Source organism: Mitsuokella sp. UBA4253 (assembly GCF_002395285.1).
GTDB classification, from domain to species: domain Bacteria; phylum Bacillota; class Negativicutes; order Selenomonadales; family Selenomonadaceae; genus Mitsuokella; species Mitsuokella jalaludinii.
On record NZ_DGWR01000004.1, the window covers coordinates 103930 to 129551 of the forward strand.

General features: G+C 59.3%; 21 protein-coding genes. 18 read left to right on the forward strand and 3 right to left on the reverse strand.

Annotation, left to right across the window (positions count from 1 at the left end):
- The first annotated feature begins 113 nt into the window (after window positions 1–113).
- From metG to B2X55_RS02170, 3 genes are all read left to right on the forward strand, one after another.
- Window positions 114–2066, forward strand: coding sequence for a methionine--tRNA ligase (gene metG / locus B2X55_RS02160; RefSeq protein ID WP_270527748.1), 1953 nt, complete (start codon window positions 114–116; stop codon window positions 2064–2066).
- Window positions 2066–2842: a TatD family hydrolase gene (locus B2X55_RS02165; protein WP_036374185.1), complete on the forward strand. Its 777-nt coding sequence runs from the start codon at window positions 2066–2068 to the stop codon at window positions 2840–2842. The genes metG and B2X55_RS02165 overlap by 1 nt, the downstream gene beginning before the upstream one ends.
- A gap of 198 nt (window positions 2843–3040) precedes the next feature.
- On the forward strand, window positions 3041–3853 hold the full coding sequence (locus B2X55_RS02170; protein ID WP_036374180.1) for a G5 and 3D domain-containing protein: 813 nt from the start codon (window positions 3041–3043) through the stop codon (window positions 3851–3853).
- 105 nt (window positions 3854–3958) lie between these two features.
- Here B2X55_RS02170 and B2X55_RS02175 read toward each other — a convergent pair whose 3' ends face one another.
- On the reverse strand, window positions 3959–4399 hold the full coding sequence (locus tag B2X55_RS02175; protein WP_286820695.1) for a hypothetical protein: 441 nt from the start codon (window positions 4397–4399) through the stop codon (window positions 3959–3961).
- Between the two features lie 179 nt (window positions 4400–4578).
- Between B2X55_RS02175 and brnQ the strand changes: the two genes are divergently transcribed.
- The 9 genes from brnQ (at window position 4579) to B2X55_RS02220 (ending at window position 16190) form a co-directional block, all read left to right on the forward strand.
- Complete coding sequence (gene brnQ / locus B2X55_RS02180) at window positions 4579–5904, forward strand: branched-chain amino acid transport system II carrier protein (RefSeq protein WP_286820696.1); 1326 nt, start codon at window positions 4579–4581, stop codon at window positions 5902–5904.
- Window positions 5905–6140: 236 nt separating this feature from the next.
- On the forward strand, window positions 6141–6485 hold the full coding sequence (locus B2X55_RS02185) for a nitrous oxide-stimulated promoter family protein (protein ID WP_286820698.1): 345 nt from the start codon (window positions 6141–6143) through the stop codon (window positions 6483–6485).
- Window positions 6486–6686: 201 nt separating this feature from the next.
- Window positions 6687–7811: an ABC transporter ATP-binding protein gene (locus tag B2X55_RS02190; protein WP_226867820.1), complete on the forward strand. Its 1125-nt coding sequence runs from the start codon at window positions 6687–6689 to the stop codon at window positions 7809–7811.
- Complete coding sequence (locus tag B2X55_RS02195; protein WP_226867821.1) at window positions 7804–9453, forward strand: ABC transporter permease; 1650 nt, start codon at window positions 7804–7806, stop codon at window positions 9451–9453. Before B2X55_RS02190 ends, B2X55_RS02195 begins: the two co-directional genes overlap by 8 nt.
- Before the next feature lie 36 nt (window positions 9454–9489).
- Complete coding sequence (locus tag B2X55_RS02200) at window positions 9490–10542, forward strand: ABC transporter substrate-binding protein (RefSeq protein WP_286820701.1); 1053 nt, start codon at window positions 9490–9492, stop codon at window positions 10540–10542.
- A gap of 108 nt (window positions 10543–10650) precedes the next feature.
- A complete protein-coding gene (locus tag B2X55_RS02205) occupies window positions 10651–12222 on the forward strand; it encodes a sensor histidine kinase (protein ID WP_286820702.1) in 1572 nt (523 codons plus the stop codon).
- Window positions 12194–12955 carry a response regulator transcription factor gene (locus tag B2X55_RS02210; protein ID WP_286820703.1) on the forward strand — a complete coding sequence of 254 codons (762 nt, stop codon included), beginning with the start codon at window positions 12194–12196 and terminating at the stop codon, window positions 12953–12955. The genes B2X55_RS02205 and B2X55_RS02210 overlap by 29 nt, the downstream gene beginning before the upstream one ends.
- Window positions 12956–12983: 28 nt before the next feature.
- Window positions 12984–13835, forward strand: coding sequence for an HAD-IIB family hydrolase (locus B2X55_RS02215; protein WP_286820704.1), 852 nt, complete (start codon window positions 12984–12986; stop codon window positions 13833–13835).
- A 114-nt stretch (window positions 13836–13949) separates the two neighbouring features.
- Window positions 13950–16190, forward strand: a complete 2241-nt coding sequence (locus tag B2X55_RS02220) for an alpha-galactosidase (protein WP_286820706.1) — start codon at window positions 13950–13952, stop codon at window positions 16188–16190.
- Window positions 16191–16259: 69 nt separating this feature from the next.
- Here B2X55_RS02220 and B2X55_RS02225 read toward each other — a convergent pair whose 3' ends face one another.
- Window positions 16260–17102 (reverse strand): AraC family transcriptional regulator, encoded by an 843-nt coding sequence (locus B2X55_RS02225; RefSeq protein ID WP_286820707.1) that lies wholly within the window; start codon window positions 17100–17102, stop codon window positions 16260–16262.
- Window positions 17103–17302: 200 nt separating this feature from the next.
- Here B2X55_RS02225 and B2X55_RS02230 point away from each other — a divergent pair, with 200 nt between their 5' ends.
- From B2X55_RS02230 to B2X55_RS02255, 6 genes are all read left to right on the forward strand, one after another.
- Window positions 17303–18262 (forward strand): bile acid:sodium symporter family protein, encoded by a 960-nt coding sequence (locus tag B2X55_RS02230; protein ID WP_036374168.1) that lies wholly within the window; start codon window positions 17303–17305, stop codon window positions 18260–18262.
- A gap of 160 nt (window positions 18263–18422) precedes the next feature.
- Window positions 18423–19415, forward strand: coding sequence for a type II asparaginase (locus tag B2X55_RS02235; RefSeq protein WP_349678221.1), 993 nt, complete (start codon window positions 18423–18425; stop codon window positions 19413–19415).
- Between the two features lie 31 nt (window positions 19416–19446).
- Complete coding sequence (locus B2X55_RS02240) at window positions 19447–20355, forward strand: LysR family transcriptional regulator (protein WP_286820708.1); 909 nt, start codon at window positions 19447–19449, stop codon at window positions 20353–20355.
- Window positions 20356–20532: 177 nt separating this feature from the next.
- Complete coding sequence (locus B2X55_RS02245) at window positions 20533–22383, forward strand: FAD-dependent oxidoreductase (RefSeq protein ID WP_286820709.1); 1851 nt, start codon at window positions 20533–20535, stop codon at window positions 22381–22383.
- A 2-nt stretch (window positions 22384–22385) separates the two neighbouring features.
- On the forward strand, window positions 22386–23330 hold the full coding sequence (locus B2X55_RS02250; RefSeq protein WP_303696180.1) for a succinate dehydrogenase/fumarate reductase iron-sulfur subunit: 945 nt from the start codon (window positions 22386–22388) through the stop codon (window positions 23328–23330).
- A gap of 3 nt (window positions 23331–23333) precedes the next feature.
- On the forward strand, window positions 23334–24200 hold the full coding sequence (locus B2X55_RS02255; RefSeq protein WP_286820711.1) for a CoB--CoM heterodisulfide reductase iron-sulfur subunit B family protein: 867 nt from the start codon (window positions 23334–23336) through the stop codon (window positions 24198–24200).
- Between the two features lie 91 nt (window positions 24201–24291).
- Here the strand turns inward: B2X55_RS02255 and trpS are convergent, their stop codons facing one another.
- Complete coding sequence (trpS, locus tag B2X55_RS02260; protein WP_286820713.1) at window positions 24292–25299, reverse strand: tryptophan--tRNA ligase; 1008 nt, start codon at window positions 25297–25299, stop codon at window positions 24292–24294.
- Window positions 25300–25622 lie beyond the last annotated feature (323 nt).

A 25622-nucleotide genomic window follows, 5' to 3' on the forward strand; every position in this document is an offset into this window, starting at 1 on the left:
TCTTACGCTTATTTCCATTTGCGGGAAATTGTTCTATAATAGACACAACAGATTCGCAAGGATACTGAATTTTACGCAGGCGTTCCATTAGCGCCTGACGGGGAGGAAATCTCATGACGGAAAAGAAACCATTCTACATCACGACACCAATCTACTATCCGAGTGCCAAGCTCCACATCGGTCATGCATACTGCACGACGATCGCGGATTCGATCGCTCGTTTTCATCGCCTCATCGGCGAGGATGTCTTCTTCCTGACGGGCTCCGACGAGCACGGCCAGAAGATCCAGCAGAAGGCAGAAGAGGCAGGCGTCACGCCAATCGAGTACGTCGACAAGATCGTCGCAGGCTTCCAGAATCTCTGGAAACGCCTCAATATCAGCAACGATGACTTCATCCGCACGACACAGAAGCGTCACGAGCGCGTCGTGCAGGAGATCTTCAACCGCATCTACGCGAAGGGCGATATCTACAAAGGCTCCTACAAGGGACTCTACTGCACGCCGTGCGAGAGTTACTGGACGGAGCATCAGCTCGATGAGAACGGCTGCTGCCCGGACTGCCACCGTCCGGTACAGGAAGTATCGGAGGAGGCGTACTTCTTCAAGATGAGCAAGTACGCTGACCGCGTGCTGCAGTACATCGAGGATCATCCCGACTTCATCCAGCCAGTCTCGCGTCGCAACGAGATGATCAACTTCATCAAGCAGGGTCTCGATGACCTCTGCATCTCGCGCACGTCGTTCGACTGGGGCATCCCGGTCCCCATCGACCCGAAGCACGTCATCTACGTCTGGTTTGATGCGCTGACGAACTACCTGACGCCGATCGGCTTCCTCGACGATCCGGAGAAGTTCCAGAAGTACTGGCCGGCTGACCTGCATCTCGTCGGCAAGGAGATCGTGCGCTTCCATACGATCATCTGGCCGTGCATCCTCATGGCGCTCGACCTGCCGCTGCCGAAGAAGGTCTACGGCCACGGCTGGCTCATCGTCGACGGCGACAAGATGTCGAAGTCCAAGGGCAATGTCGTCGATCCGAACGGCCTGATCGACGAGTTCGGCGCCGATGCCATCCGCTACTTCCTGCTGCGCGAGATCAACCTCGGCCAGGACGGCAACTTCTCGCGCGATGCCCTGATCCAGCGCATCAACAGCGACCTCGCGAACGACCTCGGCAACCTGCTGCACCGCACGCTCAACATGACGATCAAGTTCCAGGACGGCGTCCTGCTCGCACCGGAAGGCGAGAGTGAAGTCGACAAGTCGCTCAAGGCTGACGCCAAGGAGACGGTGGATTTCTTCAAGAAGAATATGCAGGATATGCAGCTCTCGGCCACCATCAAGAAGGTCTGGGCCTTCATCAGCCGCGCCAACAAGTACATCGACGAGACGACGCCGTGGGCGCTGGCCAAAGATCCGGAGAAGAAGCAGGAACTTGCCAATGTCATGTACAACCTGGCAGAATCCCTGCGCGTCATCAGCGTGCTGATTTCCCCGTTCATGCCAGTCACGGCGGAGCGCATCTGGAAGCAGCTCAACCTGCCGCAGGCCTTCAAGGACGTCCAGATCGAGGATATCGAGTCGTGGGGCGGCGTGCCGGCCGGCCTCAAGGTCGGTGAGCCGGAGCAGCTCTTCCCGCGCATCGAGGTAGAGAAGGAAGAGGCGGAGAAGCCTGCCAAGAAGGCAAAGCAGGAGAAAGCTGCCAAGCAGAAGAAAACAGAGAAGAAAGAAGAAGTGCCGGGCGTGATCGGTATCGAGGACTTCGGCAAGGTCGCACTGCGCGTAGCAGAAGTCGTGGCGGCAGAGCCGGTGCCGAAGGCCGACAAGCTCCTGAAGCTCCAGCTGAGCCTCGGCGAAGGCCAGCCGCAGCGCCAGGTCGTCTCGGGCATCGCTAAGTTCTACCAGCCGGATGAGCTCGTCGGCAAGCACGTCGTGCTCGTTGCCAACCTCAAGCCGGCCAAACTCCGCGGCGTCGTCTCCGAGGGAATGATCCTCGCCGCCAGCGACGGCAAGGGCCTCAAGGTGCTCGAGGTCAACATGCCAGCCGGCACCGAGGTGCGCTGATGAGCATCGAACTCGTCGACACGCACACGCATCTCAATGACGCGAAGTTCCAGGCGGATGTCAAGGAGACGGTGCAGAGAGCCAGAGCCGTTGGCGTCACGCGCATGATCAACATGGGCGACACGCTCGAGTCCTCGGAGCGGGCTGTCAACCTGGCCGAGTCCTATGAGGGCCTCTACGCCGGTGTCGGCATCCACCCGGAGGAGGCCTTTGAGATGACCTCGCGCGAGGACGACATCCTTGCGGGCTGGACGGACATGCCGAAGGTCGTTGCCATCGGCGAGATCGGCCTCGACTATTACTGGGAGAAGGATGAAGATCGTCGCGCCTTGCAGCGCCGCATCTTCATCCGGCAGCTCGACCTCGCGCGCGAGCTGCACATGCCTGTCTGCATCCACGACCGCGATGCCCACGGCGATACGCTCGCCATCCTCAAGAAAGAGGGTAAGGGCATCCGTGGGGTCCTGCACTGCTACTCGGGCAGCTATGAGATGGCCAGAGAGCTCATCAAGATGGGGTGGTACATCGGTGTCGACGGCCCGCTGACGTTCAAGAACGCAGCCAAGCTGCCGGAGATCGTCAAGGCCATGCCGATGGAACGCCTGCTCGTCGAGACAGACGCCCCCTACATGGCCCCCGTACCGATGCGCGGCAAGCGGAACGAACCTGCGTATGTGCGGTTCGTCGCCGAGAAGGTCGCAGAGCTCCGCGGCATGACGCTCGACGAAGTGGCAGAGAAGACGACCGAGAATGCGGTCCAGTTATACGGCCTATAAGCGTGAAACATACATGAAACAGAAAAGTGGTGAGTAGCTCGATGAAAGAGCCGCTCACCACTTTTTCGTTCCCATTTTTCAGGTTGATTTCAGCTTTAAGTGGGACAATAGAACCATGCAGTTTGACACTGCTCTTTTTGCTATGCTATACTGAACTTGTTCTCAAAGGGTTCCCATCAAAGAAAAAGGGGGGATTGAATGAGTATAAGACGACTCATTTCCTTACACAACAAAGCAGAAAAGAAGGTCCTGGTATGCATGACGCTGGTCATCATGCTCATGATGACTTCGGGCTTCACGCGCGCAGGCGCACCCGACAATGCGCATCAGGTACAGATCCACGTCGATGGACACACGATTGAACTCAGCACGATACACAGAAATCCAGAAGCAATACTCGAACGAGCTGGCGTGAAACTCAGCGCCAAAGATTCCTACCAGTTACAGAAATTAGACGACAGAAGCACAGACATCACGATTTATCGAGCGGTCCCTGTCACGATTGACTATCAGGGACAGAAAAAAGAGGTCCTGACCAGCACTCAGACCGTAAAAGACGCCCTCGTTGAACAGGGCTACAATCCGGACGATGTGACAGCATCGCCGGGCATGGACACGAAAATTCACAGCAATATGGACATATCGGTGGTGGACAACGCAGCAGCGCTGGAGATTGCCGAACCGGAACCAGCAAGAGAACAAGTTGAGACTTCATATGGCATGGCACCTTACAGCGCAGTCTACACGATGGAAGCGACAGCTTACCTGCCGTGGGACGGCGGTGGAGAGGGCATCACGGCCTCGGGCCTCCCGGCCCAGTACGGCATCGCAGCCGTCGATACGGATGTGATCCCGCTCGGGACGCGTCTCTACATCCCGGGCTACGGTGAGGCCATCGCCGCGGACACGGGCGGCGCCATCGTCGGCGACCGCATCGACCTCTGCATGGAGGACTACGGCCAGGCCATGGACTTCGGCCGCCGTTATGTGACGGTCTACGTCCTCGACTGAAAGCGCATACAGCACATCGATACATCGCGCATCTCGTAGATAAAGAGGAGACGACGCATGAGAATTCCTCATGAGCCGTCTCCTCTTTATTTCTGCTGCACGGGGTCAGTCTTTTTTGATGACCATCTTCGTGTGGTCGGCCTTGGCCTGCTTGATGAGGACCTTGAGGCGCTCGATGTTCTCCTTGTGGTGCTGGATCGCGAAGCCGATGCGGATGCGCTCTTCCTCGGTGAACTCAGGCTTCTCGTAGGCGTCTTCGATGCGCTTGAGGCGCGCCTCGACCTCATCTAGCTCGTCCTGCATGGGCTTGACATGCTGCAGGGCCAGGCCGTAGATTGCGCGGATCTGGTCTTCGACGTACTTGGCATAGCTTGGCTCGCCGGAGAACTCGCCGAGCCATTTGACGAGGTGGTAGATGATGGCAAAGGGGTCCTCCGCGCGGTTGACCATGTCGAGGACATCCATCTTGATCTGCTGTTCCTGGCCGTGGGCTCTCTTGATGCTCACGGGGGCATTCTTGTCGTTGTTCTCTGCTTCTTCTGCCATGGGAGACACTTCCTTTTCTCTGTATTTCCTCTATTATACCATATGAACAGGGTGGAAGTTCTTGTCTTTATCCTTTACAAAGAGACACGTGGTCTTGCACTGATGTACATCCTGTGATAAAATAAGTATCGCTGGCTAGAAGCTAAGCGAAATCAAGAAAAAGGAAAAGGAATCAATCCATGAATTCATTCAAGAAGAGCGAACTGCTCACCATCGGCTTCATGATGTTCTCCATCTTCTTCGGTGCAGGCAACCTGATCTTCCCGCCTGCACTCGGGCAGGCGGCAGGCACGAGCACGCCACTGGCGATGCTGGGCTTCCTGACGACGGGCGTCGGCCTGCCGCTTCTGGGCATCACCGCCATCGCGCTGCAGGGCGGCCGCTACCTCGAACTCATCAACACCAGGATGTATCCGTGGTTCGCGACGGCGCTGCTCGTTGTGCTCTATCTCTGCATCGGCCCGGTCTTCGCCGTGCCGCGCACGGGTGCCGTCTCTTTTGAGATTGGCATTCGCCCATTCCTGCAGGAGGATTCGCTGAAGATTGGGCAGGCTGTCTACACGGCTCTGTTCTTCGGCGCTTCGTACTACCTCTCGCTGAATCCCAACAAGCTCATCGACCGCGTCGGCAAGATGCTGACGCCTGTCCTGCTCGTCGTGCTGGCCGTGCTGTTTGCAAAGGCGTTCCTCTCGCCGCTCGGCACGATCCTGCCGCCCACGGGCAATTACATCGACGCGCCGTTCACGCAGGGCTTCCAGGACGGCTACCAGACGATGGACCTCTTGGCCTCAGTGGCCATCGGCACGCTCGTCGTCAATGCCGTGCGCATGCGCGGTGTGACGGATAACCGGGCAATCGGGCGCATCTGCCTGATTGCAGGGCTCATCACCGTCTCGCTGATGGCCTGCGTCTACGGCTCGCTCGCGTATCTCGGCGCGACGAGCACGATGGTGCTCGGCCACTCGCCAAACGGCGGCCAACTGCTGGCGAGCGCCGTCAGCATCTTCTTCAGCACGGCGGGCAACGGCCTCTTGGCGGCCATCATCATCCTGGCCTGCCTGACGACGAGCTGCGGCATGCTCTCAGGCGGCGCTTGGTTCTTCAACCAGCTTTTCAAGAAGCGCATCTCGTACGAGCGCCTGCTGCTCTTATTCACGTTCTTCAGCTTCGCCGTCTCGAACGTCGGCCTGACGCAGATCATCGCGCTGGCTGTGCCGTTCCTCGTGACGATCTACCCGCTCGTCATCGTCTTCGTCATCCTCTCGCTGTTCGACCGCATGATCGGCTGGCGCAAGGGCGTCTACCGCTGGGCGCTGAACCTCACGCTGATCTTCGCCCTGATTGACGGTCTCAACGCCGCGGGTATCCACTTCCATCTGCTCAACCAGCTGTTGACGGCATACCTGCCATTCTACAGCCTGACGATGGGCTGGGTCGTGCCGGCGCTTTGCGGCACGGCCATCGGCCTCGTGCTCTCGTTTTTCCAGAGAAGACCGGCCGAGTGAGGCTTTTCTTGGAAAAGTGGACGGCTGACCTTGACAGGTTCGCAGTTATCCACAAATTCCGTGGATAATTGCTGTGTGAGCTGTGGATAAGTTGTGCGGAAATCGGCGACTTATCCACAGGGAGCTGCGCGTAACAAAAGTCACCGCGTAGCTCCTCTTTTTTTGTTACGATTGCATCAGAATATGATGATAGTACGATAGGCGACGACTGGCAAAGCGGGGGATGGACATTGAAGATGGATGTTGAGAAGAAGCGGCAGCAGGAGCAAGAGACCGTGGCGGAGATCATCGCGATCTACTGCAGGGCTCATCATGGCAGGAGAGAAGGGCTCTGCCCGCAGTGCGAATCCCTGGCCCGCTACGCAGAAGCGCGCATCGCCGCCTGCCCGCGTATGGCGGTCAAGAGCTTCTGCAGCGTCTGTCCCGTGCACTGCTACGCACCGGCGCGGCGCCAGGAAATCCAGGCCGTCATGCGCTACGGCGGCCCGCGCATGCTGCTCCATCACCCGCTGATGACCTTGCGCCACATGATGCTGGGCTGGCAGGCGCGTCTCGCCCGGCTGCGCGCCGCGCTGAGATGAAGTGAGCGCCTGGGGGATATGATGGCAGGATAGCGGATAGTAAACGTTTTTTGTTCAGTTTTGCGGATAGTATTGCAGGATTTGGGATTGTTCCATCCTGCTATTTTTTTTACAATGAAGATAAATCAGATATATCGGAATTTTACTTCGCATCGTGAATCGTAAAATCGTAGAATCCTGTGGAGGAAGGAAGGTTATCCTATGAGTGTGGCAATCAACATCGACCAGGTCATCAAGCGCTACGGCAAGCTGACCATCATCCCGGGACTGACGGAGCACATCAAGAATGGAGAATTCTTCACCTTGCTCGGCCCGTCGGGATGTGGCAAGACGACGCTCCTGCGCATGATCGCGGGCTTCAACACCATTGAAGGCGGCAAGATTTGCTTCAATGACCAGGTCATCAACGATATCCCGGCGCACAAGCGCAATATCGGCATGGTCTTCCAGAGCTATGCGATCTTCCCGCACATGACGGTGCGCGAGAATGTCGAGTACGGACTCAAGCTCCGCAAGACGCCGAAGGCCGAGATGAAGGAGAAGGTAGACAAGATCCTCGATGTCGTGCAGATCACGGAGTACCAGGACCGCCTGCCGGAGCGCCTGTCGGGCGGCCAGCAGCAGCGCGTCGCCCTGGCGCGCGCCATTGTCATCCACCCGAGCGTGCTGCTCATGGACGAGCCGCTCTCCAACCTCGATGCCAAGCTGCGCGTCGAGATGCGCTCGGCTATCCGCGAGGTGCAGAAGCAGGTCGGCATCACGACGGTCTACGTCACGCACGACCAGGAAGAAGCGCTCTCCATCTCGGACCGCATCGCCGTCATGAAGAAGGGCGAGATTCAGCAGACGGCAAGGCCGCACACAGTCTACACGCGCCCCTACAATGTCTTCGTCTCGACCTTCATCGGCCACTCGAACCTCTTTCGCGGCCGCCTGCAGGAGGCGAAAGAGGGGCTCAAGGCCGTGTTTGCTGACGGCTACGAGATGCCGCTCACGACGCTCGGCGCAGAGGCTAGCCCTGGCATGGAAGTCATCATCTCCGTCCGGCCGGAGGAGTTCTCCATCCAGCCGGAGGGGCAGGGCGTGCGCTGCCGCGTCCACAGCAAGGTATTCCTCGGCAAGTACATCAATTACGGGCTGGAATTCCCGGAGGAGATGCTGATCCCCGACCAGCCGTCCATCGAGTTCAGCCAAGACCTCGGCCATGCCGAGCAGATTCTCGAGGTAGGTGACATGGTGACGCTGCGTCCTAATCCGATGAAGGTCAATGTATTCTCGGCGGATGGCAGTCACAGCCTGATGGAAGGTGTGGTGCAGAATGAATAAGAGATTCCACTGGGACTTCTGGGCAGGCGTCACGCTGCTCTCCATCGCGGTCTTCGCGCTTTTCCTCATCTACCCGCTGTTCTCGCTCTTTGTCAGCGCCTTCCAGGATGCCAGTACTGGTGCCTGGAGCATGCAGAACTTCGTGCACTTCTTTGAACGCAAGTACTACTACCAGTCGATGATCAACAGCTTCTCCGTCACGACATGCGTGACGATCCTTGCCGTCATCATCGGCACAATCGTCGCCTACTTCATGACGCTCTACAAGATCAAGTTCAAGAGCGCCGTGGAGATCTGCATTGTCATCTCACTGTTGTCGCCGCCATTCATCGGCGCGTACTCCTGGATCCTCATCGGCGGCCGCAATGGCTACGTCACGCGCTTCCTCGCGCAGTACGGCATCGACTTCCCGTCAATCTACGGTTTTGCCGGCATCTTGCTCGTGCTGACCTTGAAGCTCTACCCCTTCATCTACCTCTACGTGGCCGGCGCGATGAAGAACATCGATTCGGCGCTCATCGAGGCGGCGGAGAGCCTCGGCTGCAGCGGCATCCGCAAGGTCGTGACGATCATCGTCCCGCTGATCACGCCGACCATCCTTGCCGGTGCGTTGATGGTCTTCATGAACGCGATGGCCGACTTCGGCACGCCGATGCTTATCGGCGAGGGCTACAACGTCATGCCGGTCATGATTTACTCGGAGTTCATCAATGAGGTCGGCGATCAGGCGAATTTCGCAGCGGCAATGGCCGCATTGATGGTCCTGATCACCTCGACGATCTTCATGCTGCAGAAATACGTCGTCAACCGCAAGTCCTTCACGATGAGCTCCCTGCGGCCGCTGCCGGTCGGCGAGCTCCACGGCCTGCGCAAAGTCATCGTGCACCTCTTCATCTACACGCTCGTCGCGCTCTCGATGATCCCGCAGCTCGTCGTCATCTACACCTCGTTCCTCAAGACGAGCGGCTCGATCTTCGTCGACGGCTACTCGCTCGACAGCTACCGGACCATCTTCGACAGCCTCGGCACGGCTATCTCGAATACGTACCTCTTCAGCACGACGGCGATGATTGCCATCGTCTTCCTCGGTATGACGATCGCCTACCTGACGACGCGCAAGAAGAGCTGGCTCACCGAGATCATCGACACACTCTCGATGTTCCCGTACATCATCCCGGGCTCTGTCCTCGGCATCACGCTGCTGCTGGCCTTTAACGATGAGCCGCTCCTGCTCTCGGGCACGGCAGCGATCATCATCATCTCGCTGATCATCCGGCGACTGCCGTACACGCTGCGCTCGAGCTCGGCCATCCTCTACCAGCTGAGCCCTAGCATGGAAGAGGCTTCCATCAGCCTCGGCGCATCGCCACTCAAGACGTTCTTCAAGATCACGGCTGTCATGATGCTGCCGGGCGTCATGAGCGGTGCTATCATCTCGTGGATCACGGCCATCAACGAGCTCTCGAGCTCCATCATCCTGTTCACGGGCGCGACGAAGACGATGTCGGTCGCCATCTACACGGAAGTCATCCGCGCAAGCTATGGCACGGCAGCGGCACTGTCGACCATCCTGACGGTCACGACCATCACGGCCATGGTCCTCTTCTTCAAGGTTTCTGGCCGCAGGGATGTCACGCTTTGATACATGTATTTTCTTCATGAAAGGGAGGGTAATCTCATGAAACTCAAGAAGGTCATCGCGACTCTATTAGGTGCAGCCATGCTGACAGTCAGCGTCGCCGGCTGTGGCGGCGACAGCAAGCAGGCCGGGACGAGCGGCTCTGCCGGCTCGGGCAGCGACGAGAACAAGCTCGTCGTCTACTGTCCGCATCCGCTCTCGTTCATCAACCCGCTCGTCGAGGAATTCGAGAAAGAGAGCGGCATCAAGGTAGAGGTCGTCGCAGCTGGCACGGGCGAGCTCCTGAAGCGCGTCGAGTCGGAGAAGGCCAATCCGCTCGGCGATATCTTCTGGGGAGGCTCACTCTCGACGATGAAGCCGAAGGCCAACCTCTTCGAGCCCTATAAGTCTGCGAATGAAGACCATATCCAGGAAGCCTTCAAGAACACTGAGGGCTCGATGACGCGCTTCACGGATATCCCGAGCGTCATCATGGTCAACACGGACCTCATCGGCGACATCAAGGTCGAGGGCTATGAAGACCTGCTGAATCCGGCGCTCAAGGGCAAGATTGCCATGGCAGACCCGTCGAAATCCTCGTCGGCCTATGAGCACCTCATCAACATGCTCTACGCGATGGGCAACGGAAACCCGGACAATGGCTGGGACTACGTCACGAAGTTCTGCAAGAACCTGGACGGCAAGCTGCTCTCCGGTTCTTCGGCCGTCTATAAGGGCGTTGCCGATGGCGAGTACGTCGTGGGCTGCACCTTTGAAGAGGGCGGCGCGAAGTACGTCGCCGATGGCGCTCCTGTCAAGCTCATCTACATGAAGGAAGGCGTCATCTCGAAACCGGATGGCATCTACATCATCAAGAATGCGAAACACATGGAGAACGCCAAGAAGTTCATCGACTTCGTCACGAGCAAGGAAGCACAGACCCTGATCACCCAGAAACTCCATCGCCGCAGCGTCCGCGATGATGTGCCGGCGCCGGCAGGCCTCGAGGAGAAGTCCGAGATCCATATCATCAATGACGATGAGCAGGTCGTCAACCAGAACAAGAAGGCATGGCTCGACAAGTTCAAGGATATCTTCACGAGCGTGCAGTGATACTATCTGTATCGAGAAGGAAGGGAGTCCTCCGGCTTCGGCCGGAGGATTCTTTTTGGCTGTTTTTCTGGTATACTATTATGAGAAAGGGGATTGCGGGGTGAGCGAATGAAGGCGATACAGGATGAGGTCAGGCGGTCGCTGACGAAGTACGCCCTGCTGCCCGTGCTGTTCCTCGGCGTGGTCGGGCTCGTGCTGATCGGCGCGAGCTGGCAGTATTACGTGGCCGGTCTCAGCGAGGAGCGGCGCGAGGTGGCGGCGGAGGTCCTCGACAGTGAGATCCGGGACTATGAGGCGCGCGCCTCATACGTGGCAGGGCTGGGACTCCATCCCGCCGACCTGCGGGCGGTGGGAGCGGGCCGCGCAGCGCTCTACGCCTATCTCTATCACGAGGTCAATATCACGCATGACGGGACGTCCTTCTTCCTGCTCGATGGCGACCAGGTCGTCCTAAGCAATGTCGGCGGCCTGCCGCCATATCTCCTGCCGCTCGGCCAGTCGTGGGGCATCCTGCGGCGATTGTCGCGGACTCCTCATGATGCTGGTGTCGAATTTGTCCTGCGCCCTGACGGCTTGCAGGACCTCGTCATCGGGCAGGCCATCGTATCGGAGGCGGGCAGCGTCGAGGGATACATCCTCTTCGTGACTCCGGCTGAATACCTGCGCCGCAACATCAGCTCGCCGCAGCTTGACTTCGTGCTGGAAGATTCCTTCGGCAACGTCTGCCTGCAGACCGGCAGCGATTATGCCAGCGGTCTGCACAAGCTCTTCCCTGAACTGCACGGCAGCGTGCAGCGGCTCGTGCGCGTCCATCAGGACTATTATTACGTGACGTCGCAGGTGCTTGTGAAAGGTGATTTTCGCCTCTACACGGTCATGCCGGTGACGGACCTGCTGCATCGCTATGCCCTCGGCCTCCTCGTCCTGTTGGGCGTGCTCGCCATCTTCATCCCCATCCTGCTCATCAGCATCCAGCGCGAGAGCAGGGCCCGCGTGCAGGCCATCGCGCAGGAGGAAGGGCGCGCCATGGCCATGTCGGAGGTTCGCCGGCTCGAGAGCCAGTTCAACCCGCATTTCCTGTTCAACACGCTTGAGAACATCAAGTTCATGGTGCGTCTTGACCCGGAGGCGGCGCAGCGCATGCTCATGGATCTCTCGAAGCTCCTGCGCTACAGTATCAAGGGGCGGGACCGCCTTGTCGACCTCGCCGAGGACCTCGCCTATACGCACAGCTATATCGAGATCCAGAAGTACCGCTTCGGGAAGCGTCTCATCTATGAGGAAGAGATTCCCGAGGAGGTGCTCGACTGCCGTGTGCCGCGCCTTATCGGCCAGCCGGTCATCGAGAACGCCATCCGGTACGGTGCCTCTGCCGATGGGATTATCCGTGTGCAGGTACAGGCGGAACGCCAGAGCGGGCTGCTCGTCCTGCGAGTGAAGGACTGGGGCCAAGGCCTTCCGCCGGAACGGCTGCGGGAACTCCGCCAGATGCTCGCAGAAGGAGCAGATTCATCGGTGCACACGGGCATCTACAACATCCACCGTCGCCTGCAGCTCATGTACGGCGATGGCTACGGACTGACAATAGAGTGTCCGGCAGAGGGCGGCACGCTCGTCTGCCTGACACTGCCGTGGGAGAAGGAGGGATACGATGCTTCGAGTCGTGATCGTAGAGGATGAGGACATCATCAGGAAGGGACTCGTCTGCACAGTGGACTGGCAGAGCATGGGCGCTTGCATCGTCGGCGAGGCTGCCGACGGAGAGGAAGGACTGCAGGTCGTCCGGGAACAGCAGCCGGATGTCGTCCTGACGGATATCCGCATGCCGCGCCTTTCCGGGCTCGCGATGGCCGAGGCATTGCGGCAGTCGGGCAGCCATATTGCCATTGTCTTTTTGACGAGCTATGCAGATTTCACCTACGCACAGGAGGCCCTGCGCCTCGGGGCGGTCGACTACTTGCTGAAGCCCGTGGAAGAAGAGGCATTGCGCGCCGTCCTGCAGAAGCTGGTGCGGGCAGGGGGAGAGAAAGGAAGACAGGCAGAGCGCTGTCTGCCGGAACTGGTGGACTGGTTGGACCTCTTGCAGCAGGACAATCTCAATCCCTATGTACGCGATGTCCTCGGGCTCATCGCCGCGCACTACAGGGAGCGGCTGAGCGTCGAGCAGACTGCGGATGCTCTCGGCATATCCGCGAGCTACCTCTCGCGCAAGCTCAAAGATCAGACCGGTCACACCTTCAACTCGCTCGTCACGCGCTACCGCCTGCAGCAGAGCCTCTCCCTGTTGCGCGAGGGGCGGCTGCGCGTCTACGAGGTGGCCGAGCAGGTGGGCTTTGGCGACTACAAGAATTTTGCGCAGGTCTTCCGCAAGTACCTCGAGATGACGCCCTCCCAGTTTATGCAGGGCCTTTGAATGAATCAGAGCAGAAAGAGAGAGATACATGAAATCCACGAAACCATACGGATCCTACATGATCATCAGCGACCTCGACGGCACAATCATCCCGCACGGCGGTGTCGTGTCGGAGGCGAACAAGCGAGCGATTGAATCGTTCCGCGCGGGCGGCGGCCACTTCGGCATCGCGACGGGCCGCACGCCGGAAGCGGCGGCGGGCTATCTAGGCGGCGTGGCCATCACGGCACCGAGCATTTTCTTCAACGGCTCGATGCTCTATGACTGGCCGCACGAGCACGTCCTTGTGACGAAGCCTTTGACAGCACAGGGGGCACCTGACCTCTGGCCGCGCTTTGCCGCGCTTTGCCTCGAGCGTTTCCCGAAGGCCTGCATCGAGGTTTACACGCAAGAGGACTGCCACATCATCAGTAATCCTGCAAATGATGACCCGCGCCTGCCGCACGAGCATTACCGCTACTGCCACAGCGACCTCGCGGAGGTGGCCGACGTCAGGAAGACGCCGTGGCTCAAGTTCTTTGTCTGCGCCGACCCGGCGGACCTTCGCGAACTCGAGCGGGAGGCAGAAGCCTTTGGCACGGCCGCCTGCTCGCATCACTTCTACTCAGAGGCCAATTACCACGAATTTGTCGCCAAGGGCGTCTCCAAAGGCTCGATGCTCGAGGCAATCCGCCAGATGCCCGAATTTTCGCAGACAAAGATCATCGCGCTCGGCGATTACCTCAATGACAGGGAACTCCTGGAGGCCGCGGACATCGGCATCGCCTCGGGCAACGCGCACGATGAGCTCAAGGCACTTGCCGACTTCACCGGCTGTCGCGCCGAAGATGATCTGATTGTCTGGCTGCTCGAGCATTTTGACCGTTTGACGGGCAAGTGACAACAAAAATCCGCTAAATCCTAACAGCTGCGGATGGTACAAAACGAACAACCCTCCTATAATTGAAGCGTAACAGATAGAAACGCTAAGAAACAATTATGGGAGGGTTTTTTGATGGGAATCTCTTTTGACGCAACGAATCAGCAATTCCACCTCTATAACGATCGGATCAGCTATATCATGAAGGTCCTGCGCGACGGCCATCTCGGCCAGCTCTACTTTGGCGCACGACTGCCGGAAAACCGCGACTACGGGTATTTTGTCCACACGGATTACTACCGCCCGACCAGTGCCTATGTCTTTGACAACGAGTACGGATTCTCGCGCGAGCACCTGCGCCAGGAGTACCCGTCGTACGGTACGACGGATTTCCGCGAGGGAGCGGTGGAGATTGCACAGCCGGACGGCAGCCACATCACGGATTTTTGCTACGTCTCGCACGAGATTGTCGCAGGTAAGCCGAAGCTGCAGGGCCTGCCGGCCACGTATGTGGAGGAAGATGCGGAGGCAGATACGCTGCTGGTGACGCTGCGCGATGAGAAGACGGGCGTCGAGCTCGTGCTCTCGTACACGATCTTCCGCGATTTCGACGCGATTGCCCGCAATGTCCGTTTCGTCAACAGGGGCAATGAGACCGTGGCGCTCACGCGCGCGATGAGCCTTGCCATTGACCTTCCCGATGCGGACTACGACTTCGTCCAGTTCTCCGGCTGGTGGGGCCGTGAGCGCCAGAAGAACGCGACGCATCTGCGCCCTGGCATCCAGTCCATCGGCAGCCTGCGCGGCCAGTCGGGCCATGTCCACAACCCGTTCTTCATCCTCAAGCGCCCGCAGGCGGATGAGCAGCAGGGCGAGGCCATCGGCTTCTCGCTCGTCTACAGCGGCAACTTCCTCGCGCAGGCAGAGGTCGATACGTTCGATGTCACGCGCGTGACGATGGGCATCCATCCGCAGGAATTCTGCTGGCAGCTCGCGCCTGAGGATTCATTCCAGACGCCGGAGGCTGTCATGGTCTGGTCGGATCATGGCCTCAACGGCATGAGCCAGAACTACCACAAGCTCTACCGCACGCGTCTGGCGCGCGGTGTCTGGCGCGACAAGGTGCGCCCCATCCTCATCAACAACTGGGAGGCCACGTACTTCGATTTCGATGAGGAGAAGCTCGTGCGCATCGCCAAGACGGCGCACGATGTCGGCGTGGAACTCTTCGTCCTCGATGACGGCTGGTTCTCCACGCGCTGCGGCGAGACGAGCGGCCTCGGCGACTGGTGGCCGAACACAGACCGCCTGCCGAACGGCATCACGGGCCTCGCGGAGCGCATCAATGGCCTTGGCATGAAGTTCGGCCTCTGGGTCGAGCTCGAAATGGTCAACAAGGACAGCGAGCTCTACCGCGCGCATCCCGACTGGATCCTGCACACGGAAGGCCGCCACGCTTCGCATGGCCGCAAGCAGTACGTGCTCGACTTCTCGCGTCCGGAAGTCGTCGACTACATTCACGACTCCATCTACAAGGTCCTGAGCACGGCTAAGGTCGACTACATCAAGTGGGACATGAACCGCAGTATCACGGAGTGCGGCTCTTCGGGCTGGGGGCCTGAGCATCAGGGCGAGATTTTCCACCGTTACATCCTCGGCGTCTACAGCCTCTACGAGCGGCTGACGAGCGAATTCCCGAACATCTTGTTCGAGTCCTGCGCCTCGGGCGGCGGCCGCTTTGACCCGGGCATGTTCTACTACGCGCCGCAGTGCTGGACGAGCGATGACTCCGACGGCGGCGAGCGCCTGCGCATCCAGTACGGCACGAGTTACGCCTACCCGGTGTCCTTCATGGGCTCGCACGTCTCGATTGCGCCGAACCACCAGATCTTCCGCAATACGAGCCTCAAATTGCGCGGCGACGTGGCCTACTTCGGCACGTTCGGCTATGAGCTCGACCTCGGCAAGCTCTCAGCAAAGGAGCTCGATGAGGTCCGCGAGCAGATCCGCTTCATGAAGAAGTACCGCAAGCTGATCCAGCAGGGCACGTTCTACCGCCTCAAAGACCCGTTCACGGGCAATGCCGTAGCCTGGATGGTTGTCTCGGATGACCGCCGTCAGGCAATTGTCGGCTACTACAAGATGCTCGCCCACCCGTGCACGCCGTACACCTGGATGAAGCTCGCCGGCCTCGATGAAGCGGCTGACTACACGGTCCGCATTGACGACCGCGAGGAGATGGGCCAGTTTACGGGTGCCGAGCTCATGCGCGCCGGACTCGATACGACGGACTTTTCTGCTGGCGAGCAGAGCCGTGAGGAGGGCAGGCACTGCACGGACTTCTGGTCGCGCTTGTTTGTCGTCGAGGCGAAGTGATTCCTTCATTGATAAAAGAGAGAGAATGAACAGAGAAAAGATTCCCCGACAATCCTGTCGGGGAATCTTTTACGTTTTGGGAAGATAGCGGCGCTGGCGCTGCCGGTATTCCTTTGGCCTCATGCCGACCCTGCGCAAGAAGGCGCGCGTGAAGGAGTCGCTTTTGGCATAGCCGCACGAGCAGGCGATGGATTCGATGGAAAACGTGGTGGTCTCGAGCAGATGCTTTGCCTTGGTGATGCGGCAGTTCTCGATGTAGACGTGCGGGGAGACCCCGAGATGTTTCTTGAAGAGTGTCGTCATGTAACTGCGGTTAAGGTTCATGTAATCGGCGAGGTCCTGGATGGTGAAGGGCTCTTCGATGTGTAGGCGGATGAATTTCGTCATGTGTGCAATGTAGGCATTGCCGTCTGTCTGCGGGAGCAGCTCGCGCTGCGCCTCTGAGAGGATGGACAGGAACTGCAGCAGCAGCCCCAGGCGGTAGTAGCGGCCGGATTGCGTAAAGCTGTTGTGCTGCAGCATATCCTGGACATAGGCGGCGAGCTTCCATCCCTGCTCTTTGGTGCAGGAGAAGATGGGCTCATCCTGGCTCAGGCCGAGTGATGCGACCATCTCAGCAGCGCGCCTGCCGCTGAACGCGACCCAGCTGTACGTCCACGGCTCCGTTTGGTCGCTCTTGTAGATGGTCTGATAATCCGGCTCAATGAGGAAGCCCTGTCCGGCGCACAGGTGATACATGTGCTGGTTGACACAGAACGTCCCCTTCCCCGCAAGGATGAAGTGGATCAGGTAATAGGAACGCACGGCCGGGCCGTACGTATGGCCGGGATGTGTCACAGAATGGCCGAATGTCGTCAGGCAGAGGTCGCCTGTCTCATCGAAGGGTGTATTGCAGGTCTGTATATCTTCCATGATTCCTTCCTCCCGATTAATCTGCTTCTATTATACGTCATCCCTCAAAAGATAACAAACGATAGGAATCCATTTGCAAAGGACAAACGACTGATATTTTTTATAAAAACCATTGACAATAGACAAGACTGGTTGTATGATTGTAAACAATCTACCAAGGAATCATACGGTATACAAAATACTCAAAGGAGGACGAACTTATGAAGTTCTTAGGTAAACTCAGTGATTTCATATCGAAGTACATGGCGGCTTTCGTCATCATTGTCGCTGTCATTGCCCTGTTCCAGCCGTGGACGTTCAAGTGGGCCGCGCCGAATATCGCGATGCTCTTGGGCATCGTCATGTTCGGCATGGGCACGACGCTGCGCCTGCGCGACTTCCGCCTGGTATTCCAGCGTCCGCGCGACGTATTCGTCGGTGCTCTGGCACAGTTCACGATCATGCCGGGCCTTGCCTGGCTGCTCGCCAAGGGCTTTAACCTTCCGCCGGAGCTCGCCGCTGGCGTCATCCTCGTCGGTACCTGCCCAGGCGGCACGTCTTCGAATGTCATGACGTATCTGGCACGCGGCGACGTCGCGCTGTCCGTCTCGATGACGATGACGACGACAATCCTCGCCCCGGTCGTCACGCCGCTTTTAACCTGGTGGCTCGCCGGTGCCTGGGTTGAGATTTCCCTCTCGGCCATGATGATGTCGATCGTCAAGGTCGTCATCGTACCGATTGTCGGCGGCATCATCGTCAACTCGCTGTTCGGCAACTTCATCCAGAAGTACGTCAAGCTCCTGCCGCTGATCTCCGTTGTCGCTATTGTCCTGATCGTCGGCGGCGTCGTCGCGGTCAGCTCGCAGCGCATCATGGAGACGGGCGCTCTCATCATGCTCGTCGTCATGCTCCACAACCTGCTCGGCTATGCACTCGGCTTCGGCATCGCTAAGGCCCTGCACATGAACATGGCCAAGGCCAAGGCCATCTCCATCGAAGTCGGCATGCAGAACTCCGGCCTCGCTACTTCCCTCGCCATGATGCACTTCGGCGCAGCAGCAGCAATCCCGGGTGCAATCTTCAGTGTCTGGCACAACATCTCTGGTTCGCTTGCCGCGAACTACCTCGCCAGCCGCATGACGAAAGAGCAAGAGAAAGAGCCGGCAACGCAGGAATGACCTGCTGTTCCCCACAGTCAACGTAAATAATCCCATAAATTCACCGAAGTCAGGAAAAGCTCCCATGGTGCTGCGCGCACGTGGGAGCTTTTCTTTTGTAACAGGTACGCTATAATTAAGACAGAATAAAGAAAGCGTCAGAGAGAAAGGACAGGAGACCATGATCAAGAAACACATCTACATCCTTGCGACGGGCGGGACGATTGCCGGCAGAGCAGCGTCAGAAGAGGCGACGACAGGGTATGAGGCCGGTGCCATCGGCGTTGCAGATCTCTTGGCGGCTGTGCCGGAGATCCGCCGCTATGCAGAGGTGGAAGGCGAGCAGATTGCCGCCATTGACAGCAAGGACATGCGGGAAGTGATCTGGCTGCGCCTCGCCGCGCGTTGCAATGCGCTGCTCTCGCGTGAGGATGTCGATGGCATCGTCATCACGCACGGCACGGATACGATGGAGGAGACGGCGTATTTCCTGCATCTGACGGTCCACAGCGAGAAGCCAATCGTGCTGACGGGGGCCATGCGTCCCGCGACGGCCATGAGTGCCGATGGCCCGATGAACCTCTTGCAGGCCGTGCGCGTCGCCGCCGACGATGAAGCGGCGGGCAAGGGCGTCCTGATCGTGCTTAATGGCACCATTGAGAGTGCTCGCGATGCCGTCAAGATGCATACGACATCACTGGATACATTCCGCTCGCCGGAGATGGGATTGCTTGGCAGCGTGCAGGACGGCGAGCCTGTCTTTTACCGGAGTCCGCTGCGCCGCCATACGGTCCATAGCGCGTTTTCCGTCGAGGGCATCGCTGCGTTGCCGCGCGTCGCCATCCTCTACGCGCATGCTGACGACGACGGCTTCCTCGTTGTGGCGGCCCAAAAGGCAGGCTGTCAGGGCATCGTCTACGCGGGCATGGGCAACGGCAGCATCCCCGAGCGCGCGGAGGCGGCACTTGCCGAGGCTGTTGCAGAGGGCATTGCCGTCGTGCGCAGCACGCGCAGCGCGGCCGGCCGCGTGACGAGGGCCGAGGCATCGTACGAGGCAAATGGCTTCATCGCGAGCGACACGTTGAATCCCGCGAAGGCGCGCGTCCTGCTGCAGCTCGCTCTGCTGAAGACGAGTGACACGGCCTCCATCCGCACGATGTTCTCTATTTATTGAATTGATTGGGTCGATAGGGAAGGATGATATCATGATTGATGAACACGAATGGCGCAGCGTCCTGCAGGTCGCCAAGGACGGGACCTTCTCGGCTGCTGCTAAGCATCTATACATCTCACAGCCGTCGCTCTCGCAGTGCATCAAGAAAGTCGAGACGGAGCTCGGCGTGCGCCTCTTTGACCGCAGCCAGACACCGCTCGCGCTGACGCCGGCCGGCACGATATACGTGCGCCAGGCGAAGGAGATCCTGCGCATCCAGCAGTCGCTCGTGCAGGAGGTCGCGGATCTCTCGGAACTGCGCACAGGCAGCCTGACTATCGGCAGCTCGCGCACGCGGACGGCCTGCTTCCTCATCGACCCGCTCGTCGCCTTCCACCGCCAGTACCCGGGCATCCAGCTGGCCATCAAGGAAGCGCCCGTGCGTACGCTCGAGGAGTACGTCGCTTCTGGCACCGTCGACTTCGCCCTGCTCTACGGCAACTCCCTGCGCCCGGATTTCACTTCTGTCGCGCTCTGCCGCGAGCACACGATGCTGGCCGTGCCGAAGGCGCATCCGCTCGCGAGAGCCCATGCGGAGGACAAGGCTCCGGGCTTCCCGCGCATCTCGTTTGCCGCTATGTCGGGCGAGCCCTTCATCCGCCTGCAGCCGACGCGTCAGATGGCGGAGGTCTACGAGAAGCTCTGTGAGTCTTCGGGCGCAAAGCCGCAGGTGATCTTTGAGGCGAACAGCATCATCGAGGCGTCAGAGCTCTGCGCGGCGGGGCTCGGCGCGACACTCGTGACTGACATGCTCGTGCAGAGCTGGCGTTGGAAGGAGCAGGCCTTCTTCTTTGAGCTCGAGGAAGAGGTGGAGGACCGCCAGCTGCTCGCCGTCTGTAGCAAGCAGCGCCAGCTCTCCCTTGCCGCACAGCGCTTTATCGACTTCCTGCGCGCCGACTGACAGCAGCCTATAGGTTTCTCGAATAGACACTATAAGCAGAATGTATTTTCTTGATAGCTGTATTTAATGGTAGAATAGGAACATCCAATACATACATGGAATCATCTATCGGGAACTGGAGCAAACAGGAATCCTGCTTCCTATTCACTACTCGTCAACAATCGGGAGGGGACAGCAATGTCAAGGGAAATTTCGCGCCGCACCTTCATCAAGGGCGCAGCGGCAGCCGGTGTCGTCCTGGCAGCGGGATCGTACTTCACCTGGAATGGCCGGAACATACCGGAAAAAGTCCAAAAGGGGGATGTCACATACGATGTTCTGATCATCGGCAGCGGTGGTGCCGGCATGCGCGCCGCGCTCGCTGCAGCGGAGAACAAGGACCTCAAGGTTGCCGTGCTGACGAAGCTCGTGCCGACGCGTTCGGCCTCGACGATGGCACAGGGTGGCATGAACGGCGTCACGGGCGTCACGGACCCGAACGACAGCTTCGAGTCGCATGCCTTCGATACCATAAAGGGCGGCGACTACCTCTGCGACCAGGATGCCGTCGAGTACTTCGTCGAGCGCGCCGGCAAGAACATCTACGAGATGGACTACATGGGCTATCCCTACAACCGCCAGGATGACGGCCATTTCCATCAGCGCAAGATGGGCGGCCACGCCCATGCACGCGCCGCTTACTTCGAGGACCGCGCCGGCCACGCGATGGTCCACACGCTCTTTGAGCAGTGCCTTGCGCACGACATCGACTTCATCTCCGAGTGCCAGATGCTCGAGATCTCGATGGCGGGCGAGAAGAGGGACAAGCTCGCTGGCGTCGTCGCCATGGACATGCGCAGCGGCAACATCATCGGCATCCCCGCCAAGACCATCGTCATCGCGACGGGCGGCTACGGCCGCGCCTACTGGGTCCGCACGTCGAACCCGTACAGCTCGACGGGCGACGGCATCGTCGCCGGCATGAACGTCGGCATCCCGTTCAAGGACCCTGAGATGGTGCAGTTCCACCCGACGGGCCTTTCTGTCAACGGCGTCCTGCTCTCTGAGTCGAGCCGTGCTGAGGGCGCGCTGCTCGTCAACAAGGACGGCGAGCGCTTCATGAAGAAGTATGCGCCAGAGAAGATGGAACTTGCGACGCGCGACATCGTCGCCCGCGGCATCGCGACGGAGATCGAGCAGGGCCGCGGCATCGGCGAGGGCATTACGGCCGGCGTCTATCTCGACTTCACGAAGATCCCACCCGAGCGCATCCACCAGCGCCTCGGCCAGGTCGCAGACCTCGCGAAGCGCTTTGCCGGCGTTGACATCACGAAGGAGCCGGTCCTCATCAGCCCGACCTGCCACTACTCAATGGGCGGCCTCGAGATGGCCGACTTCCACACGGGCGAGACGCGCGTGCCGGGCATCTACACGGCCGGCGAGTGCAGCTGCGTCTCGGTCCACGGTGCCAACCGCCTCGGCGCCAATTCCCTCTCGGAGGTCCTCGTTTTCGGCCACACGGCCGGCGACGGCGCCGCAGCCTACGCTAAGGAACACAAGTACGAAGGCAGCCAGGACCAGCTGACGAAGGACAGCAAGAAGTGGCTCGACTCCTTCGAAGAGGTCACCTCGCGCCCGCATGACGGCAATCGCACGGTGCCGGAAATCCGCGACGACATGGTCAAGACGATGTGGTTCAAGGCCGGCGTTTTCCGCAACGGCCCGGACCTCGAGGCAGCCGCCAAAGAGCTCTCCGTCCTCGAAGACCAGTACAAGAACTGCTACGTCGGCGACCCGTCGCACATCTACAATACGGCCTATGAGCAGTACATCGAGCTCGGCAACCTCCTGCAGATCTCGCAGGCCATCGTCCAGGGCGCCATTGCCCGCAAGGAGAGCCGCGGAGCGCATACGCGCCGCGACTTCCCGAAGCGCGACGACAAGAACTTCCTTAAGCACACGCTCGTATTCAAGGAGGACGGCAAGTACCGCTTTGAATACAAGGATGTCGTCGTCACGAAATATGAGCCGAAGGAAAGGAAGTATTGATCATGGCTACACTCAGAATCCATCGCTTTGTAGAAGGGCGCAAGTGGGTGCAGGACTACACGGTCGAGGTCACGAAGGGCATGACGGTCCTCGAGGCCTTGATCAGCATCAAGGAGCATCAGGACCCGACCCTTTCCTTCACATGCTCCTGCCGCTCGAGTATCTGCGGCGCCTGCGCCGTGCGCGTCAACGGCAATGCCGAGCTCTCTTGCGAGAAGCTCGTCGCTGACCTCATCGCGCGCTACCAGACCGAGACGCTGACAGTAGAGCCGCTCGGCAACTTCCGCGTCATCCGCGACCTCATCGTCGACTGGGACCCGAAGTACGCGCGCATCAAGAAAGTCAAGCCCGTTGTCCATCCGAAGGACGAGTTCAGCGCCGAAGACGGCTGCCGCCAGTCGCCGGCCGACTTCGACAAATACAAGAAGTACGCCGGCTGCATCCTCTGCGGCTCGTGCGTCTCGGAGTGCAACAAGAACACGCTGAACCAGAAGGACTTCCTCGACCCGTTCGCCTTCGTCAAAGCGGAGCGCATCACGGCTGACTCGCGTGACAAGGACCCGAAGGAACACCTCAAGGCCGTCCTCGACGCCGGTCTCTGGCGCTGCTTCAACTGCCAGGAATGCACGGCGAAGTGCCCGAAGCATCTCGACCCGGCTGGTGCCATCGAGAAGCTCAAGGCTGCGACGTTCAAGTACCACCTCGACGACAATGTCGGTGCGCGCCATGCCAAGGCAATCTACGACGACATCCAGGAGTCGGGCACGCTCGACGAGTCGAAGCTCAACATCAAGTCGGAGGGCTTCTTCATGGCTGGCCTGCGCGCCCCGATGGCCCTGCGCCTCATGCATGTCGGCAAGATGAACCCGCTGGAGTCGCATCCGGTCAATCCGGAGGTCAAGACCATCGCAGCCATCGTCAAGGCGGCAGAGAAAGAGGAGGAGTAAGCGATGAAATTTGCATTTTTCCCGGGCTGTGTCCTCAAGGGGGCTGCAGCCGAAGCCTATACCTCCATGCAGAAGGTATGCGAAGCGCTCGGCATCGAGCTGGAGGAGATCCCGAACTGGACGTGCTGCGGCGCCTCGCACGCGCAGGGCGTCAATGACCTCGCGGCGCTCGCCGTCAATGCGCGCAATATCTCGATTGCCGAGAACATGGGCCTGCCCATCCTGACGGTCTGCAACACTTGCACGCTGCAGCTGCGCACGGCCAAGTACCGCCTCGACCACGATGCGGCGCTCAAGGACAAGGTCAACGCTATCCTCAAGGAGGCCGGCCATCCGTACGAGTACAAGGGCACGAGCGAAATCACGCACTTCCTCTGGGTCCTCGATGACCATCCGGAGCTCTTCGAGGGCAAGGTCACGGACGCACTGCAGGGCACGAAGATCGCTGCCTACTACGGCTGCCATATCCTGCGCCCGCAGGACATCATGAGCCATGAGGACGGCAAGTACCCAGAGTCGCTGGAGCGCCTTGTCCGCCGCTTCGGCGGCACGCCGGTCTGGTTCGACGCGCACCGCAAGTGCTGCGGATTCCACGCCCAGCTCGCCGCCGAGCACGATGTGCTGACGGTCACGGGCCAGATCGTCGACAGCGCCGGCCGCGCCCATGCCGACCTCATCGTCACACCGTGCCCGCTCTGCCAGATGCAGCTCGACATGTACGAGCCGGAAGGCCGCCAGGCTGTCCAGTCGTCCGTCGAGATCCCAATCCTTCACCTGCAGCAGCTCATCGGACTGGCACTCGGCATGAGCAAGAAGGACATCGGCTTCGACCGCCATGTCTCGGCGCAGGAGAAACTCAAGATCGGCTGATCCCGCACCTATACTTATACCTATAAGACAACATCACACACAAAAAGGCATGCCCCTGATTCCGGGGCATGCCTTTTGTGTGATATTGCGATTATTTTGCGAGCAACAGGCCGACGCGTTTCTTGACCTTTGTCAGCGTCTTGTTGGCGATGTACGTCGCGTGCTCGGCACCCTTGCGCATCTCCTCTTCGAGATAAGCGCGGTCCTCCATGAGACGCGCGAAGTTCTCGCGGATTGGGCGCAGCTCATCGGCGACGGCCTGCCCGACGGCAGCCTTGAAATCACCGTAGCCTTTGCCGACAAATTCGGATTCGATTTCCTCCATGGTCTTGCCCGTGATGGCCGAGTAGATCGTCATGAGGTTGCTGACGCCCGGCTTTTTATCCGGGTCAAAGCGCACGCAGGCCTCGCTGTCCGTGACGGCGCTCTTAAATTTCTTGAGGATAGTCTTCTCATCATCGAGGATCGAGATCGTGGCCTTCGGGTTCGTGTCCGACTTGCTCATCTTGCTTGTCGGATCCTGCAGGCTCATGACGCGCGCGCCGGCCTTCGGGAAGTAACCCTCCGGCAGCTTGAAGACCTCGCCGTACGTGTGGTTGAAGCGCGTGGCGACATCGCGCGTGAACTCGAGGTGCTGCGTCTGGTCAGCGCCGACCGGCACGTAATCCGCCTGATAGAGCAGGATGTCGCCTGCCATCAGGGCCGGGTAGGTGAAGAGGCCGGCATTGATGTTGTCCGGATGCTTGGCCGACTTGTCCTTGAACTGCGTCATGCGCGAGAGCTCGCCGAACTGCGAGCAGCAGTCCATGATCCAGCCCATCTCGGCGTGGCACTTGTTGTGGCTCTGTACAAAGACAAGGCTCTTCTCGGTGTCGATGCCGCAGGCGAGCAGCAGGGCGAAGGCCTCGCGCGTCTGCTGGCGGCGCTTCTGCGGGTCAATGTGGATGGTCATGGAATGCAGGTCGGCGATGAAGTAGTAGCAGTTGTAGTCCTCCTGCATCTGCTTCCAGCTGCGGACTGCGCCGAGATAGTTGCCGAGCGTGAAGACGCCCGTCGGCTGGATGCCGGAGAGGATGATTTTTTTTGTTTCGTTTTCCATGATGAAGCTTCCTTTCTGTTCATCGGCTCAGCTGTCAGGAAAACAAAAATCCCTGACAGTATCTCTTATACTGCCAGGGACGAAATTCTCGCGGTGCCACCCTGTTTCATGGACGAGCCATGCACTTAGCGGAGCACAGGCATGCTCCCGGCAACTGACGCGTGCCTGACGTCGCAGCCTACTGCTCCCGGACTATTCCCGAGAGGTTCAGTGCGCCCTCAGCGACCCATTTGCCAGACTGCATGCCATCCGGATCGCAGCTCCCCGGACTCTCTGCAGGCGCTCATCTGACGTTATCCTCGCTTCAACGGTTTCATATTGTC